Raw genomic sequence first — 18,102 nt, 5'->3', positions numbered from 1 at the left:
CAGCCTTATTTTTATAAAGGAGGAAAGATGAAGATTCGTTTGTCCCAAATAGAAGATATCCCAGCCATTATGGCGATTTATGATGTGGCTCGTCAGTTCATGAAAGACCAAGGCAATCCGACTCAGTGGGATGGAGGCTATCCCAGCGCGAGCTTGATTGAGGATGACATTGCGGCTGGCCATTCCTTTGTTGTCGAGGAAGAAGAGCAGCTGGTCGGCACTTTTGCCTTTATCATTGGAGAAGACCCGACCTATCAGGTCATCGAAAAGGGAGCCTGGCATTTTGCAGAGCCTTACGGTACCATTCACCGCATCGCCTCAAATGGCCAAGTTAGGTGCCTATCCCGTCAGGTCTTTGATTTTTGCTGCCAGCAGATTCCCTACTTGCGAATCGATACCCATGCGGACAATCAGCCTATGCAGGTAGCTGTGCTGAACTATGGCTTTAGGGAGTGCGGCATTATTTATGTAGCTAACGGTAGTCCTCGCCTAGCTTATGACTATCATCAATAAAAAAATCTGCTCAAGGGCAGATTTTTTAGGTTATATCAAAACATACTTTTCTATAGCTTCTGCGACCCCGTGCTCATTGTTACTTTTGGTGACGGCTTTTGCCTCGGTTTTGACTGCTTCGGGGGCATTGCCCATAGCGACTCCAAGTCCAGCCAGGCGGAGCATAGGAAGGTCATTGAAGTTGTCTCCGATTGTCATGACCTGCTCTAGGGGCACTTGGTAGTGCTGGGCAATTTCGTACAAGGCTTGCTCCTTGGAGACATGCTTGGCCGTGACTTCCATGTAGTTGTCCTTAGAAAGATAGAAGGCTGTCTTGGGAAAGTCTAAGGTCTGCAGGTAGTCGTGAAGTTTCTGGATGACAGGCGCTTGATCAATCAGGAGTAACTTGTGAGCAGGCATTAGAACATCCAGCACCGGCATTAACACATTCTGAATTATCGGCTGCTCACCTGTAATCTCAGCCTCTATCTGCACCCACTTATCCAGACGGTCAGCGATCCAATCCTTACCAGAATAGAGATTGATGGACACACTAGGAAATTCAGCCTTGACAAATTCCAGAAAAGTGCGGATTTCTTTCTTGTCCAGAGGGTGCTCAATAATGGTCTCGTAAGCTTGCGGGTCGCCCTTGATGACCAGAGCGCCATTGTAGCAGGCCAGCGGATTATTTCCTAGCCCCAGCTCACGGGCAATAGGCTCCATGCCTAGAGGAGAGCGGGCAGAAGCGAGAACGAAAGGGATTTTTTCTCGGTTTAGTAGGGGAATGATATCCTTGAGTTCGGAATCTACTTGATGCTGGTCGTCCAAAATGGTGCCGTCAATATCGCTGATAATCAGACGAATCGGTTGTGTCATAGCTCTTCCTCCTTTGTGTCTAAAAGATCGATTTAATAAATTATTTTAACCTTGTCTCCAATCAGTTCTTGAACTTCTGGGCTGGGCTCTTGGTCCGTAATCCAGTAGTCAAAGTTGCTGACAGGACCCAGGATGTACTTAGACTCTTTCTGCCATTTGTCTTGCTCAGCCAGCAGAATCTTAACCTTGGCGTGTTTCAAAGCTAGTTTTTTCAGGTGAGCATCAGCCTCGTCTTCAAAGCTGACCAGACCATCAGAGACACTAGCTGCCCCTATAAAGGCAATGTCAAAGGAAATCTGCTCCAGCAGCTCTGCTTCATTGAGCGCGTAGTAGAATCGGTTTTTGGGATAAAATTTCCCACCTAAGAGGTGAAAGTCTACTTTGTCCTGACTGCTCAGCATGATTGCATTATCCAGAGAATGGGAGTAGATTGTCATAGGCTCCTTGATGCGCTGAGCCAGATGGAGAACGATGGTTGAGACATCAAAGAAAGCTATTTGCCCCGGCTTGAGAAAGTCGTGGGCCTTCTGAGCAATAGCCTTTTTTTCTTGACTTAGTTGGTTGATACGGTCGTTAAAGGACGGGATTTGCCGGCTAGTATCCAGCGGGATAATGCCTCCGTGGGTGCGCTGCACAAGTCTACGCTCGCTCAAAATCGAAAAATCTCGCCGAATAGTATCTTTAGAAACCTGAAAATGCTCAATCATATCCTTGGCTGACAGCTGTTTTTTCTCAGCCAAGAGCTCTAAGATTTCAGCTAAGCGTTGTTCTTGGTACATACTTGTCCCTCCTTACTTTTCTAAATAGAGTATAACATAGCAAATAAGTTTTTACAAGTCTTTTTAATGTTTTACAAGTTTTTTGAAATGCGCAGGAGAAAATCAAAAAACCGAGCAAATCTCGGTTTTCATGAATTATAATAATCGAAATATATTTTTCAATTAAGGTGTTTGAATATTGACAGATCCATCGCTGCCGACCTTAACATCAACGCCGCCGCCTTGGACATGAACGCCATCTTCATTTACGCTAACACCAGCGTTGTCAGTTTGTACATTAGCACTACCGTCTCCGTTAGTTTCAACAGAAGCATCGCCGCTTTCGTCATCGCCATTTACATTAACGCTAGTATCACCGCCGTTTACGTTGACTTTGGCACTGCCGCTTTCTTCAGATGTGCTGCTAGAGCTTGTCTTAGCTTTAGATGAAGAAGATACGCTTGAGCTGGAACTTGAGCTTTCTTCAGTCTTCTTATCTGCAGAATTTCCGCAAGCTGCTAAAAAGAAAAGTGCAATTAGTGGTAATAAAAATAAAGAAATTTTAGATAATTTTTTCATCTTACCCCTCCTTCTAGTATAATATTAAACAAATATTTCATTTGAAGCAATGAAAAACTGGATTGATACATAAATAACATACTCTGTTAATAAAAATGTTACAAAATATATGTACGATAAATAGATAATGCATAGATTTTATAAGCTTTTCCACGATTTTTTGGCTGTTTGCATCGTAATCTTTTTGTAATAAATAATGAGTCTATGTGAAGGAGAAAAATAACATTTTTGCAACATTTCTTTTCCTCTGTAAATGGAGAAATCATGCTATAATCAACCTATGTTATCAAGAGATTTTCAGAAACTAATCGAGACAGACACAGTTGCAGCAGCGCGAGCTTTGCTAGGTATGCAATTGATTCTAAATGGCCAGAAGCTAGGCCGAATTGTCGAAACAGAAGCCTATCTAGGAGGTCAGGATAGTGCCTGTCATTCAGCTAGAGGGCGCCGCTCCCCTAAGAATGAATCCATGTATCTGCCAGCAGGTCACTGGTATGTTTATCAGATTTATGGTTATCAGATGCTGAATCTGGTGACCAAGGCTGAAAATGTTGCTGAAGCCGTACTGATTCGAGCCTTGGAGCTGCCGGATGGCCGACTTTTAGCTAACGGCCCCGGCAAGTTAACCAAGTATGCTGGGATTGATAAGCGCTTTGATGGACAGAGTTTAGCGACTTCCAGTCTGCAATTAGCCCATGATCTGACTCCCAATCAGATTGCCAGCCGTTCGCGGATTGGCGTGACCTGCACAGATGCCTGGCGGGAGGAGCCCTTAGGCTTTTATGTGGCCGGCAATCGTCATGTCTCAAAAGTGCCCAAGCGAGGCCTGCTGGATGATGAGGACACTTGGAAGAAGGAGTAAAAGATGAAGAAAACAGAGATTTTTGAGCAAGTCGTAGAAATTATGCGAGAGGATTCCTCTACAAAGAAAGACATTCTGGGTGCAAATCCCGAAGAATATCGAGCGCGTATCACAGACCAGATGAGCCAAGAGGACTTTCTTTACCAGATGCATTGTTATATAGCCAGTTTTGGAATTTTGTCTCATGTTTGGTTTGGACTTAAGGAAACGCAAACGCCCGGCTTTAAACTGAGATATTACCAAGACTGCCTCTACGTCCTGCAGGCAAATAGTGACACGGGGCTGAAACGTGGAGACCAGATTCTAGCCTTGGATGGGAAAGCCTTGCCTCAGGTTTATCAAGAGCACAAGGATTATTTTGTCAGTTCCACACCAGAGCGACAGCACAAGGAGTGGGCTTATTTTGTGGAGCATGCCGGAGAAGTTACAGTAGTCCGCAATGGCAAGGAAGAGCAACTGCATGTTCAGCCAACCGCTCACCCAAATAAGTCACCGCAGTTTGAATGGCGCAATCTTTCTGAGGACATCGTTTATCTCAAGTTAGAAGATTTTACGGATGAGGCTGCTATCAGTCAGCTATATGCAGACAGTCAGGCAGCAATTGAGCAGGCCAAGTATTTAATCATTGATGTTCGAGTCAATTATGGCGGGACGGACTCGCTTTATTATCCACTTTTCAAATATACTCTCCCTCAGGGGAAGGCTTTCAGTGACTTAGATTTGCCGAGCGATGATGGGATGGAGATTCTCTACACTGATAGAAATGTTGATTTGCGCCAGCAACTGATGCAAAATATCCTAGAAGATCCAAACTTGTCAGCAGAAACTCACCAGATTCTCAAAGAATTTCTAAAAGAGCTAGAAGAAAATCGGGGGAAAGGTTATGTCCTCTATGGCGATGAAGACAGCAATCAAAACTTTCTGCCAGATGTCCTAGGCCTAGCTCGACCTGAAAAAGTCTTTGTGCTAGCAGATGTTACCTGTGGGTCTTCAGGTGATAATTTTGTTGATACTATGAAAAAGATGCCCAAGGTTACGGTCCTAGGGCGTCCGACTATGGGAATTTTAGATTATTCCAATTGCTGTGTGAAGGATTTTGGTGACTATGAGCTCCTGTTTCCCACTTCACGTGACATTAGGATTGATCAAGGAAAGGGCATGAATGACAAGGGAGTTGAACCAGATATCTTGATTCCTTGGACACCAGAGCACTTAGAACGGGATGTGGACCTGGAAGAGTGCCTCAACTATTGCAAAAACGCTTAGGATTTCTAAGCGTTTTTTCGTCTATATTAGATCTTGTCAAACTTCTCAATGTAAAAGAGTGTTAGTGTCACAATGGCAGCCAAGCCAATGAGAATGAGGATGGCTGGAGTCCAGGAATGGAATAAATCAAAGCTGTATCCAAAGAGGCTAGGTCCAAAGGCGGCCAGAATATAACCACCAGTCTGGGCTAAGCCAGATAGCTGAGCGGTTTGCTCAGGAGTACTGGTTTTGAGCGAGAAAGTGACCATGAGGTAGGGGAAGAGGGCGCTGACGGACATACCGATTAGCAGATTGAGGATGAGCCAGTAGACAAAGGAATCTGTCTTGACCAGCAGCATGCCCAGACCAACCATACCAGTTGCAGAAAAGAGAGCTATCATCCCCAAGCGTTTTTTAGCGGATAGACGCGTTGTCAGACTAGGTATCGTCATAGCCAAAGGAAGGCTGATAATTGAAAAGATAGAGGCTAAGAATCCAGTAGCATCATCAGAAAGTCCAGCCAATTGTCCAAGAGTCGGCAGCCAAGTGATAGCTGTATAAAAGAGTAAAGATTGCAGGCCACCAAAAATAATCAGAGCCCATACTCTAGGATTTTTTAGCAGGGAGCCCATTTGCTGCTCGCGATTTTTACTAGTCAGTTTGTGATTGTGCCGGCTGTTGGGCAGCCAGATTAAGCAGGCCAGTAAGCAGATGAGGGTCAGGACGAGAATCAAGCCTTTCCAGCCAGCTAAGCGGACAATAGGTGCAGCCAAGGGAGACATGATTGAGATAGCTAGTCCCATAGAAGTGATATAAAGCGTGGTTAGAAATCCAATTTTCTCTGGCTGATTAGCCTGAATGACATTGGGCAGGAGCACATTTAAGACAGCGATGGCAGCCCCTAGCATGATTGTACCTGCGTAGAGTAGAGGCAGGTTAAAGATACGAATAAAAGAGCCCAGAGTCAGCACAATCATGGCTATGGTAAAGAGCTTTTCCAGACCGACCTTTTGAGCCAGGCGTGGGGAAAAGGCTGAGCAGAGGGCAAACATGATCAAGGGCAGGCTAGTCAGCAGTCCCAGAGAGTTGACGGGAACTTGCAGCCCCTTGGCAATATCGCCCAGAACAACGGGCAGCACTGCAAAAGGCGCCCGTAGGACAACCCCCACCATCAGAATGCCTGGAAGTAAAAATTTCGAATGTTGCTTTTTCATAAAGTAAAGTTTCCTCCTATATAAATATCAAAATAAAATCAGTCCATCAAATCCAGAAAATACTGGCTGATAATTGTTTCTGGCAATGTTTTCTTCTGCTGGAGCCACCAGCTGACCGTCTCCACAAAGGTAGAAGTCACGTAATTTCTCAGAAAGGGCTCTGGTAGCTGAGATTTTTTTCGCAGGAGCTGTTCCTGAATCATCGGAAAGAGATAGTTTTCCAGCTCAATCTTTAAGCGATTGGTGAAATAGATATTTTTCGAAAGCAGCAAGGTTGCAATCTTGTCCTGATTCTTTTGGAAATGCTTGAAAATGTGGGTGGTTGCTTCAAAGAGATCCTTGCCGTCGTCGCGTTCAAGAAAGGTATGCTGAAAGAGGTCTTGGCAAACCTCCTCCAGCAAGGCTTCCTTGGTATCGAAATGGGCATAAAAAGTCGACCGGCCAACGTCTGCCAGGTCGATGATTTCTTGCACGGTGATGCTTTCATAGCTTTTTTGATGCAGCAGGCTGATAAAAGCTTGGTAAATAGCTGCGCGTGATTTCTTGACTCGTCTGTCCATAGCGTTTCGGAACAAAAGAGCAGGATTGTTCAGTAACGGACAAAGCCCCTCAATTGCTTCTTGTTTCCTTTCTGAGAATAAGGGATAATAAAGATGAAGAAAACTGAACAAGGTGTTCCGTTTTGATTACATTATACTATAAATTTTGCTAAACTGAAAGGAGGCTGCCGTGAAATCTAGTAAAAATATGACCATTGCCTTTCTGTTAAACTTTTCCTTTGCCATTCTTGAGTTTATCTTTGGCTTTATGTTCAATTCCAGCGCTGTACTAGCCGATGCTGTGCATGACACAGGAGACGCGATGGCCATCGGACTCTCTACCCTTTTTGAAAAAATTTCTAATAAAAAAGAAGACAAGAAATACACTCTGGGCTACAAGCGCTACAGCCTTTTGGGAGCCCTGCTGACTTCTGTCATTCTGTTAGTCGGCTCGACCTTGGTGATTATCGAAAATGTACCCAAGGTTTTTGCGCCTGAAAAGGTCAATTATGACGGCATGCTAGTGCTGGGTATTTTCGCCATTATAGTCAATCTAGCAGCCAGCAAGGTGGTCGGTCATGGACATAGCCATGGACACAGTCATAATGAGTCTATTCTCAGTCTCCATTTTTTAGAGGATATTCTGGGCTGGGTGGCTGTTATTCTGGTCTCTATCGTTTTGCGCTTTACCGACTGGTATTTTCTTGATCCGCTGCTTTCCCTGCTCATTGCAGGCTTCATCCTCAGCAAGGCTCTGCCTAAGTTCTGGGAAAACATCAAGATTTTTCTGGATCATATCCCTAGCGATATTGATTTGAGCCAGCTTTATCAGGAAATTCTGGCGGTTGAAAACGTTCAGACTATTACCCAGCTCAATGTCTGGACCACAGACGGTTTGGAAAAATTTGCCATGATCCATATCTGTCTTGAAAATCCAGAGCTTCTGGCCGAGACCCAAGCCACCCTGCGTCAAGAACTGCAAGCTTACGGTATTACCAAAATCACTATCCAGACGGATAGTAGCTTGGAAGAGCATGAAGAGTGGTGTATAGGTGGAGAGGGTGATTTAAAACCTCATACTTAAATATTACTACTGTAAATTATATCTCTGCAGTCCGATATTTCGGGCTGTTTTTTCGTTTTGCAGTCTAATTTTCATCACTTAACTGGTTTTATTTTTACGATTTTCTTCTTATTTAATTCCTCTATTTCCCTGTCTGAAAATTCTAGCTTTTTGATTTTGTAGTTTTTCTATAAAAAATAGACAAGCTAAACACTCTGTGCATTTTTAGGGCGGTTTTACCTCTTAGAAAATGCAAATGTATTGACAATGCATTTTCTTTAGCATATACTATTGAGTAGGAAGAAACAGGCAAAGCTTGCTAAGCCTTGTCCTGAAGCGCCTTTCCTAAGCATATCGAATACCGATTAGAAGAAGACAGATGCTGTCACACTGTCCATCTGAAGGTTGAAAAAGAAGCAGTAAAGGGGAGAAATTCCCTCAAAAATTTTGCTGTTTTTTAAACTTTGAAAGAAAAAAAGCTATTTAAAAAACGTTAGAAACGTTGATATAACAAGCTTTTATCAAAATTAAACATTTTTTTAAATGCAATCATTTTTTTCGAGGCAAACCTGTTGACAAGATGTCAATTATGTCATATACTGGGATAGGTAAATGTTTTTTAAAGCAAATAAAGCTTTTGTTCCTAGCATTTCCTACCACAATATGCATATCGGTAAAAAGAAAAACCATAAGATAAGAATTCTTATCTTATGGCAATGGCTGCTTGATGATTCGGGTTAAACCAACTTCACACACACACGGTTTAACCTGCATCTAAAAGCATGAGAAATTTTGCAAGAGAACTTGCTTTGTATAGTATTTAAGAACGCAAGAACAAATGTTTTTGGCATCTGCTTTTTTGCGCCCCTTTTGACAAATCTAAAACGCCCCTTATCAATCCTAGGATTGTTTTAAGGACTGTTTGCTAGGTTTATCAAATGGAGATACTGCTCAAAGCATCTAACTTAAAACATTAAGTTTGGTTCTATTGGTAAATTTTCCATGTACTAGCCTAACTTAAAAAGCTTAAAGAAACCTTAAAGGAAGCTTTAAGCGAGGGAGATTTTTTTAAGAAAGCTGTTATCTATTAACGCATAGAAAGAATTGAAGGATTTTTACAAAAAAATCACAGACAGGAGAAACAAATGGCACTAATCGCTATATTGGTTCAATTCAATCTGATAACGGCAGCTCAAAAAGAAGAAATTCTTCAAGATATGCCACAATCAAACATGCAGTTAGAGAGATATCTAATCAGCAAGGGCTATGTGACAGAAGAAGATATGCTGAAAGTCATGAGTTACTATTATCGTGTACCTCATGTCAATCTATCACAGTTTGTGATAGAAAAGGAAGCTGTCGAGAAGGTTTCAGAAAAAGTTGCTAAACGTCATGGATTGATTCCGATTGCCTTCACCGATGGAGAAGCGGATGAAGAACCGAAATTAATAGTTGCAATGGCAGACCCAAGCAATTATATCGCCCTAGATGACGTTAAAATCGTCTCTAAGATGGCGGTAGAACCTTATGTAACTTTTCGGGATGATATTGAGAAGTATATCGATCAATACTATTCCAAAGGAGAAGAAGCCCAACAGGCAGCGACCGAAATCGAAGGTTTTAATGTGGATGAAGAGATCATTGAAGAAGATCTCGAAATCAAAAACGCTCCGGTTGTACGTTTGATTGACTCGATTATCAGTCAGGCAATCAAGACGCGGACCAGCGATATCCATATTGAGCCCTTTGAAAAAGTTGTTCGTGTACGTTTCCGGGTTGACGGAACCTTGGTGGAAAACATGCAGTTGAAAGCCAATGCTCACTCAGCCATTGCGACACGGATTAAGATTATGAGTGGTCTGGACATCGCCGAGCGGCGGATTCCTCAGGATGGACGGATTGAAACAACCATCGACGGCAAAGAAGTCGACATGCGGGTTTCAGTCTTGCCTACTGTATTCGGTGAAAAAATCGTTATTCGGATTTTGAGCCGGAATGCAACTCTCCTCAGTAAAGAGGAGCTGGGATTCTCGCCAACCAATCAGAAGCTCTTTGAAGATATTCTTAAGGCGCCAGAAGGCATCATCTTGCTGACTGGTCCGACAGGAAGCGGAAAGACAACCACTCTCTACACAGCGCTCCGTGAGCTCAATGATGTAGGAAAAAATATCATCACTGTTGAAGATCCGGTTGAGTACCGATTGGAAGGAGTCAACCAAGTTCAGGTAAATAATAAAGCTGGACTGACCTTCGCGAGTGGTTTGAGAAGTATCCTGCGTCAGGACCCGGACATCGTTCTCTTGGGGGAAATTCGGGACGAAGAGACAGCTAGTATCGCGGTTCGGGCCGCTATCACTGGTCACGTCGTTCTCTCGACTATCCACACCAATGACACAGCTAGTACAGTCAACCGTTTGGTCGATATGGGTATCAAGCCTTATCTGGTCTCAACGGCGACTGTCGGTATTATCGCACAGCGCTTGATTAAGCGCATCTGTCCTAAGTGTAAGACTGAATATACTGTAGAAACAAATGAACATACAGGTATCGGTATTCACAAGGGAGACACCTTGTATCGCGGACGCGGCTGCAACTACTGTAGCGGTACGGGATACTATGGACGTATAGCTATCCACGAAATCATGGCAGTGACAAGGGAGATTAAATCACTAATTAATGATGGTGGAACAACAGCACAGCTTCGAGCAGAAGCTAAGAAAAATGGTATGCGAGACTTGGCGGAGGAGGCCATTGATATCGCAAAACAGGGGACTACAACGATTGAAGAAGCAATGAAGATTGCCTTTAGTCTAGAAGGGGAAGTTTAGGATGAATTTGGATGAGTTAATTAAGCAGGCGATTGAAGCGGGTGCATCAGATATCCACTTCACGGTTGGCGCTGAGCCAACCATGCGTCTGCACGGGAGGTTAACACAACTCAACAATACAATTTTGACCAACGAAGACACGGTTCGCTTCACCAAGCATATTTTAAATGAGAAGCAGATTGCTCATCTTTTAGAAGTCGGTGAAGTGGACTGTGCCTACGAGGTCGACAATGGCTATCGCTTGCGGGTCAATATCTTTAAGCAGAAAAACAACTGCGGGATTGCCTTGCGGGTCATTCCCAAGGATATTCCATCTATGGAATCTCTGGGATTGCCACCAGTTATCAAAAAGCTGGCTGAGAAACGTCGGGGTCTGATATTGGTTACCGGGCCAACAGGAAGCGGAAAGTCAACGACCCTGGCAACCATGATCAACTACATGAACAGCTTGCGGGACGAGCACATCATCACGATTGAAGATCCGATCGAGTACATGCACACGCATAATAAGTGCTTGGTCAACCAGCGTGAGCTGGGAGCGGATACGCAGAGCTTCGGCAATGCTCTCCGCGGTGCCCTTCGTCAGGACCCTGATGTCATCCTAGTCGGTGAGATGCGGGATAAGGAAACGATTGAAATCGCTCTGCGTGCGGCGGAAACAGGTCACTTAGTCCTGTCAACTCTCCACACGGTCGGTGCTGTAAACACCATGGACCGGATTATCGACGTATTTCCAGCCGAGCAGCAAGAGCAGATCCGTGTACAGCTCTCCGCCGTTATGGAAGGGGTTGTATCGCAGCAGCTTATGCGTACAGCGACCGGAAAGGGTCGTGTGGCTGCCTTTGAAATCATGCTGGGAACACCCGCTATTCGCAACCTCATTCGCGAAGGGAAGACCCACCAGCTGCTGACCCCAATCCAAACAGGGGCTCAGCTAGGCATGATTACCATGGACACTTCGCTCATGGGACTCTACCGTCGCAATGTCATCGACCAAAGAACGCTGCTGTCCTACTCAGTGGACCGCGCTCAAGTTGAAAAATCCCTAGGAATAGTGGGGTACTAGAGCATGACAGTATATGTTTGTAAATACTTAGACACTCGGCAAGGGGTCGTTACACTAGAGGTGGATGCTCCTAACCGGACGGACGCCGTCAATCGGATCCGTCTCAAAGGTAAGCCAATCAGTGTCGAAGAAAAGGTCATGGGCTCTAAGGAGATTGTTCTTTTCCAAAGCAAGAAGATCAAGCTCAAGGACATATCGCTCTTCTGTAAGCAGATGTCAGTTATGCTGGAGTCAGGGATTCCCCTCAATAATGCAGTGGATATCCTAGAGCAACAGGCTACTTCAAAGAATCTCAAGTCTAGTCTTAAAATCGTCAGCAAAAGCCTAAAAGAAGGTAGTCAGCTGTCCAAGGCTATGCTGGATCAGGAAGGGATGTTTCCCGATCTCCTGATCCGTATGGTGCAGGCCGGTGAAAAGACTGGTAAGCTGGACGAGGTGCTGGAAAAGATGTCTGAGCACTATACTAAAGAGCTCAAGACCAGCCGCCAGATTCAGGGAGCAATGATCTATCCCGCAGTCCTAGCCTTTCTGGCTGTGGCTGCAGTCTTGGCCCTGCTCTATGTCGTTATCCCAAGCTTCTCAGGAATCTTTGAGCAGAGTGGGATGGCCATGCCACTGCCAACGCGTATCGTACTAGCAGCTAGTAACTTTGTCCGCTCTTCATGGTACATCCTCTTCGGTGTGACAGGGATTCTGGTCTTCCTCTTCCTGCGCTATCGCAGCACAGAGGCAGGTCGCTACCAACTGGATCGGCTCAAGCTTAATCTGCCGGTCATCAAGGGGCCAATGCAGAAGATTGTCACTGCTCGCTTTGCCAGCACCTTGGCTATCCTGACCAGTGCGGGTATCCCTCTGGTTGAGGCCATTGAGTCTGCTGCTGCAACGACCAACAACGCTGTCGTCATTGAAAAGATGAAGATCGCTAATGAAGGTCTGCAAAAAGGGGAACGTCTGACAGGGATGATTACCTCAACCGGTCTCTTCCCGCCGATGATGCTCTCGATGGTCAAGATCGGTGAGGAGTCCGGGTCTCTGGAGTCCATGCTGGTCAAGACATCAGATTATTATGAAGAAGAGCTTGAAACAGCGATCAAGCAGTTACTCTCACTCTTGGAGCCAGCCATGATCATCGTCATGGGGGTTATCATCGGTGGTATCGTAGCCTCTGTCATGTTGCCAATGTTTGAGCTTGCTCACGCTGTGGATGCAGGATCTGGAGTTGACCAATAGGAAGGCGCTTCAGAAAAGTTTAGGAGGTAGCAGGGCAACTGCTCTGCACAAAAAGTTAGGAAATCGTTCTGATACTGGGAGTTTGTAGGGTCTCCCAGCTAGGAACAAAACAAATGCCCCTGTGGGCGAAAATAGTAAAAATTGTGAAAAAATAGGAGATCTATTCAAAATGTTAAACAAATTGCAAAAGTTCCGTCAGGACTTGAAGAAAAAAGGTAAAGGTTTTACCTTGGTTGAGTTAATCGTGGTAATTATCATTATCGCTATCATTGCAGCTGTAGCTATCCCAGCTATCACTTCCTTCCAAGATAACGCCCGTCGTTCACGTATCCAATCCGAACACCGTGAATTGGTATCAGCTATCCAGTCTTATATCGGAGCACAAGATGATCCATCAGACGTTAAAGATATTACCCTTGAAAAACTGGCGCCATACATTTCTAAAAATGCCAAAGGTTCATCTAGTCTCACAGAAGCTTTAGCTAAAAATGGTACTGCTTCAGCGCATAAAATCGAAGGTACAGAATTGATTTCTACTTTTATTCCTTCTGGTAAAAAAGCTGGTGACGCAGGTCAGAAAGAATGGAAGTATGATTGGACATCTAAAGGTGTTAACACTGCAGCAGCAAATAATAATGCTGGTGGAGCTAATCCATAATCATCAAATCATCTATAAAATGATGAATTAAAACCCTACATTTGAGAGATATTAAAAGGCTGCTCAGCAGCCCTTGTGAAAAAGAATTAGGAGAAGTTAGTGCGAAACAAATTGCAAAAATTTCGTCATAATTTGAAGAAAAAAAGCAAAGGTTTTACCTTGGTTGAGTTGATCGTGGTCATTATCATTATTGCCATCATCACAGCTGTAGCGGTTCCAGCCCTCACTTCCTTCCAAGATAACGCTCGTAAGAGTCGTATCCAGTCCGAACACCGTGAGTTGGCAACTGCTATTCAGTCTTATATCGGATCGCAGGATGATCCAGAAACTGTAAAGTCAATTACAATGGAGCAATTGGCACCATACATTTCTAAAAATTCCAAGGGAGATTCAACTAAGATTATGGATTCCCTTGCTAAGAATGATAAGGAGCCAGCACATAAAATTGATGGGACAACCTTGGTTTCGACCTTCCATCCTTCAGGAGCGGGAACTGATAAAACCAAGGACAAAACTTGGCTTTACGATTGGAGATATAGTGGTTCAAATACCAACTAGCCCAATTAAATTTAAAATTAAGCTGGTATTCAGCGAAAAATAAAGATAAAAAGAAAATAGGAGATTATTTTAATGTTAAACAAATTGCAAAAATTCCGTCAGGACTTGAAGAAAAAAGGTAAAGGTTTCACCTTGGTTGAGTTGATCGTGGTCATCATCATTATCGCTATCATTGCAGCTGTAGCTATCCCAGCTATCACTTCCTTCCAAGATAACGCCCGTCGTTCACGTATCCAATCCGAACACCGTGAATTGGTATCAGCTATCCAGTCTTATATCGGAGCACAAGATGATCCATCAGACGTTAAAGATATTACCCTTGAAAAACTGGCGCCATACATTTCTAAAAATGCCAAAGGTTCATCTAGTCTCACAGAAGCTTTAGCTAAAAATGGTACTGCTTCAGCGCATAAAATCGAAGGTACAGAATTGATTTCTACTTTTATTCCTTCTGGTAAAAAAGCTGGTGACGCAGGTCAGAAAGAATGGAAGTATGATTGGACATCTAAAGGTGTTAACACTGCAGCAGCAAATAATAATGCTGGTGGAGCTAATCCATAATCATCAAATCATCTAAATATAGAGATTTCTCTACTCCGACTGCTTTAGCAGTCGGATATTACCAAAGTAGTTGTCAGACTGTGACAACTATTTTGGCAATATCAAAAGTAGAAGTATTAGGAGAATACTATAATGAAAGGCAAAAAAAGACAGGGATCAACCTTGCCTATGGTCATTGTAACCATTGTGCTGCTGGTAGCTATGATTGGGATTCTAGCTTCCATTGTCGATACTGGACAAACGCAGACTCAGCGCATGTATAACTATCTCAAAGCTAAGTACACAGCGACTTCTGGTACACAGTTGGCTTTAGGAGCTTATTTTGAGAATGAAGAAGTTTCTCCTTTGAAAGCTGAATTTAGGAAGAGAGCAGAGGGGAACCCGAACTCAGCAGGACCTATTAAATCAAAGCACAAGTTTAAAGATGGTAGTGAGGCAGAGATCGAGATGACAGGAGCTTTTGTAGGTGCTACTAGTGGGCCAGAAAATTACTACATTACGATTAAGTCAAGGTCTAAACTCCCTAATAGTGACGACTATTATGAACATATCGTTAAATTTAATTGGGCAAGCAGTGGTATCCGTTCAGAAGAAGGTCACTTGATTTCGACTAAGAAATAAAAAATAGGTAGGAATGATGAAACAAATAAAAAAAGGGTTTACCCTAGTCGAGATGATTATGGCTATTATGCTCATGAGTATGATAGCGCTCATCATCGGAGTTATATTTAATACTATGTTTTCTGGTCGAGAGCTCATTGAGCGTGAAGCAAATATTCAAGCAGAAATGCGAACTTCTATGCAGTATGTTGACCGTACTATTGGCAAGGCAACCTCAGTCTTTATCTTGGATGATAGCAAGTACAAAGGGAGCGGGGAAGGCTTGACTAAGGAGTGGAGCTATATCGGTCTTTCGGCTGATGGAAAAATGGTTCTTAACTATGTTTGGGATAAGAAGAAACAAGATTGGAATGTTATTAAATTAGGAACAAAATCTCTTTATGGTATGAAGCTGGACTTAGAATTTAAAACTGACGGTGCCTATCAAGATAACCGTCTAATTAATTACAATCTGACTGGGAAATATCCAGATTCTAATAATAAGTTTTCGATAGATACAGCCATGTCAGCCCTCAACAGTAAGCAGGTCTTTTCAAAAGTCGGTAAAGGGAAAAAGGGCATCGCTCTGGCTTATAGAAACGATCCGATTGAAGGACAGGTGAATGTTGCTATTTCTTTTGTTTTTGATAGTTCTGGCTCGATGGAAAGAGATATGAAAGGTAGAAAAACGAATGTAGTAAAGGATCGACGAATTAGCATTTTGCGAGAGAAAGCAATCGAAATGGTGAAAGAACTGAAAGAAATAGGCAATGTTAGTGTTAACTTATCAGGTTTTTCACATTATGGTTTTTATGTTCAAAAAGATTTTTCTCAACTAGATAAAGGAACAGAACAAATAGAGAAAAGTATTAACAGTTTACCGACCCGAGGAGTTACTAACCCTGGTGATGGTCTCCGTTATGGAATGGTTAGTTTGCAGCAACAGCATGTCCAACTTAAGTATGTCGTTTTACTGACAGATGGTATCCCCAATGCTTATATAGTAGACCCTAGTGCTAATTATCCTGGAAATAAAGTATGGATTCGAGGAGGAGATATAGTAGATTACCAAAATCCAATATATAATTTGTCCACGAAAGTGGATAATTTCCAAGTTGGTTATTTAGACGGTGCTAAGTACAGTGAACAATTTTCTAGACTAGCTTATGATCAAGACTCCTCTGACAGTGCTTTTCGAGCTAAGACAATCGGCTACGCTGGGGAAGTATCTAAAAAGTTTGGCAAAGACATAAGGCGAGTTAATCTTATAGGGTTTTCTGGAGTAAAGCAAGAGGTTGCATATGGTGAAGCTCTAACAGAAGCTATTCGCGAAGGTGTTGTGGACGCGCAATATGTGTCGGCTACTGATGCTGAAGAGTTAAAAAAGACTTTTTCAGATATTAAAAAACAGATTCAGCAAGATCTTTGGTTTGTTTCTGGTCCATAGAAAGGAGAAGAGATGAAAAGATTACAGAAACGTAAGGGTATAACGTTAGTTGAAGTATTAATTTCTCTTATTCTAATAGGTGTCATTGCTGCGGGACTTTTGACATTCTTTGCCGGCAGTTATCACAATATTCTGGGGCAACGCAAGCAAAATACTATCAACTTTGATATCCAACAGGACTTTGAAACTCGCTTGTCAGAAATTAAGAAGAATAGCGGCAAGGGGACAGAGGTGGAAACTTTCTCCTACCGGATTGGAAATGGCTCTTTGCAGAATATAAAAGTGACAGGTCAGACTCTTTCTTATAATAAAAATAACCAAACTAAAAATATACATCTTTTTGCAGCAAATGCAAAAGAGAGTGTTCTTCAAATTCCAGAAGATTTAGATGTAAAAGTTCCAGATTCTAAAAGATTTTATTATATTGGGGAAACTACTAAACCTGGCTCCGTTGGACTTGCTGATAGTCAGCAAGGAAGCAAAGCGAGGATTTATACAGAGTCTGGATGGTTTCTTAGTGATCGTAGCATTGGGAATGGTCTTCCTGGCATTGTACCAGTTGGGACAATTGGTCAAGTTGGTGATACAATCGGTTCCGCGACCGTTCTTCCTGAAATGCCTACTGACTTTCGACAACTTTCTAAGAAAGGAAATGGAGTTTACATTACTGATAACATGCGAGGACGCTATCTAACCTTTGCGGCACGGGTTATTAACTCCTACGGTCGTGTCGGTAACTACCAAGAAGCTGAGCGTATTTGGGTTATGGGACTGCCTGTAACAAATAATTTAGATATACATACGGACGCCGATTTAGCGCTTCTGAAAAAAAATAGCACATTTTCAATGCTACCGAGTGATGCTCAAATTTACACCAATACGGACGTACGTGACTATGCTCATGATAAGTCTTTGGATTCACTTAAGATTTCTAATGTGCCTGTTCTTAATTATTATGAAGATGTGATTCGTCAATCAAGACAGTTTATAGCACCTCGCGATAAGTATTCGTTGACTTTTGAAAAACGAGATTTTAGAAATGGGAACTCAAATACGACATCAATCTTAATTGGGAATAGAACGCAAATAGGCTCGTTGTTAACTTATAAGTTGGATAATACTTTAAGTTGGGCAATTAACTTGGAAGATAGCGGTAAAATTGCAATAAAAACAGTAGATAATACTGCAGCTAATAATGGTGGTCAGCAGTATGCAAATGCTAAACTAGATTTTACAAAAGATAATTCTATTCAGGTTCGTAGTTCTACTAAAAATGATATTCTAACACTTGAAATTTTTGTCAACGGAGCATTGAGTCATACACAGCAACTATTTTTGAATCAAAATGGTGTTCGTCATAATGTTGAAACAGGTCAAATTGTATTTGGTGGAAACACCTATATAAATGAGTTCGCGATTTATAAAACAGCGTTAAACGACGGTGATATACAAAAACTTGCTAAATATTTTAGTGAGAAATACAAGGCAAGTGAATAAAGAAAAAGTTTTAGAAAAATAAGGGAGAT

General features: G+C 42.7%; 18 protein-coding genes. 13 read left to right on the top strand and 5 right to left on the bottom strand.

The window, feature by feature from the left end; translation table 11 throughout:
- Positions 1-27: 27 nt before the first annotated feature.
- Positions 28-513: an N-acetyltransferase gene (locus tag J1C91_RS11535; RefSeq protein ID WP_125439387.1), complete on the top strand. Its 486-nt coding sequence runs from the start codon at positions 28-30 to the stop codon at positions 511-513.
- A gap of 30 nt (positions 514-543) precedes the next feature.
- Here the strand turns inward: J1C91_RS11535 and J1C91_RS11530 are convergent, their stop codons facing one another.
- The 3 genes from J1C91_RS11530 to J1C91_RS11520 all read right to left on the bottom strand — a co-directional run bounded on the left by J1C91_RS11530 (position 544) and on the right by J1C91_RS11520 (position 2,705).
- Positions 544-1,368, bottom strand: coding sequence for a Cof-type HAD-IIB family hydrolase (locus J1C91_RS11530; RefSeq protein ID WP_125439385.1), 825 nt, complete (start codon positions 1,366-1,368; stop codon positions 544-546).
- A gap of 32 nt (positions 1,369-1,400) precedes the next feature.
- Positions 1,401-2,147: a DeoR/GlpR family DNA-binding transcription regulator gene (locus J1C91_RS11525; protein WP_125439383.1), complete on the bottom strand. Its 747-nt coding sequence runs from the start codon at positions 2,145-2,147 to the stop codon at positions 1,401-1,403.
- 162 nt (positions 2,148-2,309) lie between these two features.
- Positions 2,310-2,705: a hypothetical protein gene (locus J1C91_RS11520; protein WP_002907568.1), complete on the bottom strand. Its 396-nt coding sequence runs from the start codon at positions 2,703-2,705 to the stop codon at positions 2,310-2,312.
- Positions 2,706-2,985: 280 nt separating this feature from the next.
- Between J1C91_RS11520 and J1C91_RS11515 the strand changes: the two genes are divergently transcribed.
- Complete coding sequence (locus J1C91_RS11515; protein WP_185761352.1) at positions 2,986-3,567, top strand: DNA-3-methyladenine glycosylase; 582 nt, start codon at positions 2,986-2,988, stop codon at positions 3,565-3,567.
- A 3-nt stretch (positions 3,568-3,570) separates the two neighbouring features.
- On the top strand, positions 3,571-4,833 hold the full coding sequence (locus J1C91_RS11510; RefSeq protein WP_125439379.1) for a S41 family peptidase: 1,263 nt from the start codon (positions 3,571-3,573) through the stop codon (positions 4,831-4,833).
- A 26-nt stretch (positions 4,834-4,859) separates the two neighbouring features.
- Here J1C91_RS11510 and J1C91_RS11505 read toward each other — a convergent pair whose 3' ends face one another.
- Together J1C91_RS11505 and J1C91_RS11500 are read right to left on the bottom strand one after the other, a co-directional pair.
- Positions 4,860-6,026 (bottom strand): CynX/NimT family MFS transporter, encoded by a 1,167-nt coding sequence (locus J1C91_RS11505; RefSeq protein WP_002908305.1) that lies wholly within the window; start codon positions 6,024-6,026, stop codon positions 4,860-4,862.
- A gap of 38 nt (positions 6,027-6,064) precedes the next feature.
- Complete coding sequence (locus J1C91_RS11500; RefSeq protein ID WP_002907562.1) at positions 6,065-6,586, bottom strand: TetR/AcrR family transcriptional regulator; 522 nt, start codon at positions 6,584-6,586, stop codon at positions 6,065-6,067.
- A gap of 169 nt (positions 6,587-6,755) precedes the next feature.
- Here J1C91_RS11500 and J1C91_RS11495 point away from each other — a divergent pair, with 169 nt between their 5' ends.
- The 10 genes from J1C91_RS11495 to J1C91_RS11450 all read left to right on the top strand — a co-directional run bounded on the left by J1C91_RS11495 (position 6,756) and on the right by J1C91_RS11450 (position 18,073).
- A complete protein-coding gene (locus J1C91_RS11495) occupies positions 6,756-7,649 on the top strand; it encodes a cation diffusion facilitator family transporter (protein ID WP_125439377.1) in 894 nt (297 codons plus the stop codon).
- A gap of 1,124 nt (positions 7,650-8,773) precedes the next feature.
- On the top strand, positions 8,774-10,456 hold the full coding sequence (locus J1C91_RS11490) for a GspE/PulE family protein (RefSeq protein ID WP_125439375.1): 1,683 nt from the start codon (positions 8,774-8,776) through the stop codon (positions 10,454-10,456).
- Position 10,457: 1 nt separating this feature from the next.
- Positions 10,458-11,522 carry a type IV pilus twitching motility protein PilT gene (locus tag J1C91_RS11485; RefSeq protein ID WP_002899359.1) on the top strand — a complete coding sequence of 355 codons (1,065 nt, stop codon included), beginning with the start codon at positions 10,458-10,460 and terminating at the stop codon, positions 11,520-11,522.
- Between the two features lie 3 nt (positions 11,523-11,525).
- Complete coding sequence (locus J1C91_RS11480) at positions 11,526-12,752, top strand: type II secretion system F family protein (protein ID WP_002894191.1); 1,227 nt, start codon at positions 11,526-11,528, stop codon at positions 12,750-12,752.
- Positions 12,753-12,921: 169 nt separating this feature from the next.
- On the top strand, positions 12,922-13,410 hold the full coding sequence (locus J1C91_RS11475) for a prepilin-type N-terminal cleavage/methylation domain-containing protein (RefSeq protein ID WP_427151638.1): 489 nt from the start codon (positions 12,922-12,924) through the stop codon (positions 13,408-13,410).
- Positions 13,411-13,509: 99 nt separating this feature from the next.
- Positions 13,510-13,968, top strand: a complete 459-nt coding sequence (locus J1C91_RS11470) for a type II secretion system protein (protein WP_125439476.1) — start codon at positions 13,510-13,512, stop codon at positions 13,966-13,968.
- Positions 13,969-14,040: 72 nt separating this feature from the next.
- Entirely contained in the window at positions 14,041-14,529 is a 489-nt protein-coding gene (locus J1C91_RS11465) for a prepilin-type N-terminal cleavage/methylation domain-containing protein (RefSeq protein WP_427151638.1), read from the top strand.
- Between the two features lie 132 nt (positions 14,530-14,661).
- Entirely contained in the window at positions 14,662-15,150 is a 489-nt protein-coding gene (locus tag J1C91_RS11460) for a hypothetical protein (RefSeq protein WP_125439370.1), read from the top strand.
- A 13-nt stretch (positions 15,151-15,163) separates the two neighbouring features.
- On the top strand, positions 15,164-16,576 hold the full coding sequence (locus J1C91_RS11455) for a VWA domain-containing protein (RefSeq protein ID WP_125439368.1): 1,413 nt from the start codon (positions 15,164-15,166) through the stop codon (positions 16,574-16,576).
- A 12-nt stretch (positions 16,577-16,588) separates the two neighbouring features.
- Positions 16,589-18,073, top strand: a complete 1,485-nt coding sequence (locus tag J1C91_RS11450) for a type II secretion system protein (protein ID WP_111676821.1) — start codon at positions 16,589-16,591, stop codon at positions 18,071-18,073.
- Positions 18,074-18,102 lie beyond the last annotated feature (29 nt).

The organism is Streptococcus sanguinis (genome assembly GCF_050222175.1).
GTDB lineage: Bacteria > Bacillota > Bacilli > Lactobacillales > Streptococcaceae > Streptococcus > Streptococcus sanguinis_M.
Note: the sequence above shows the minus strand (reverse complement) of the source record. Positions and strands in the feature narration are given on the sequence as shown.

Excerpts from the sequence above, each read along its gene's own strand:
- J1C91_RS11505 (WP_002908305.1), bottom strand. The coding sequence starts at position 6,026 with ATGAAAAAGCAACATTCGAAATTTTTACTTCCAGGCATTCTGATGGTG.
- J1C91_RS11525 (WP_125439383.1), bottom strand. The coding sequence starts at position 2,147 with ATGTACCAAGAACAACGCTTAGCTGAAATCTTAGAGCTCTTGGCTGAG.
- J1C91_RS11460 (WP_125439370.1), top strand. The coding sequence starts at position 14,662 with ATGAAAGGCAAAAAAAGACAGGGATCAACCTTGCCTATGGTCATTGTA.
- J1C91_RS11510 (WP_125439379.1), top strand. The coding sequence starts at position 3,571 with ATGAAGAAAACAGAGATTTTTGAGCAAGTCGTAGAAATTATGCGAGAG.
- J1C91_RS11530 (WP_125439385.1), bottom strand. The coding sequence starts at position 1,368 with ATGACACAACCGATTCGTCTGATTATCAGCGATATTGACGGCACCATT.
- J1C91_RS11450 (WP_111676821.1), top strand. The coding sequence starts at position 16,589 with ATGAAAAGATTACAGAAACGTAAGGGTATAACGTTAGTTGAAGTATTA.
- J1C91_RS11480 (WP_002894191.1), top strand. The coding sequence starts at position 11,526 with ATGACAGTATATGTTTGTAAATACTTAGACACTCGGCAAGGGGTCGTT.
- J1C91_RS11485 (WP_002899359.1), top strand. The coding sequence starts at position 10,458 with ATGAATTTGGATGAGTTAATTAAGCAGGCGATTGAAGCGGGTGCATCA.
- J1C91_RS11465 (WP_427151638.1), top strand. The coding sequence starts at position 14,041 with ATGTTAAACAAATTGCAAAAATTCCGTCAGGACTTGAAGAAAAAAGGT.
- J1C91_RS11515 (WP_185761352.1), top strand. The coding sequence starts at position 2,986 with ATGTTATCAAGAGATTTTCAGAAACTAATCGAGACAGACACAGTTGCA.
- J1C91_RS11455 (WP_125439368.1), top strand. The coding sequence starts at position 15,164 with ATGATGAAACAAATAAAAAAAGGGTTTACCCTAGTCGAGATGATTATG.
- J1C91_RS11535 (WP_125439387.1), top strand. The coding sequence starts at position 28 with ATGAAGATTCGTTTGTCCCAAATAGAAGATATCCCAGCCATTATGGCG.
- J1C91_RS11500 (WP_002907562.1), bottom strand. The coding sequence starts at position 6,586 with ATGGACAGACGAGTCAAGAAATCACGCGCAGCTATTTACCAAGCTTTT.
- J1C91_RS11475 (WP_427151638.1), top strand. The coding sequence starts at position 12,922 with ATGTTAAACAAATTGCAAAAGTTCCGTCAGGACTTGAAGAAAAAAGGT.
- J1C91_RS11490 (WP_125439375.1), top strand. The coding sequence starts at position 8,774 with ATGGCACTAATCGCTATATTGGTTCAATTCAATCTGATAACGGCAGCT.
- J1C91_RS11520 (WP_002907568.1), bottom strand. The coding sequence starts at position 2,705 with ATGAAAAAATTATCTAAAATTTCTTTATTTTTATTACCACTAATTGCA.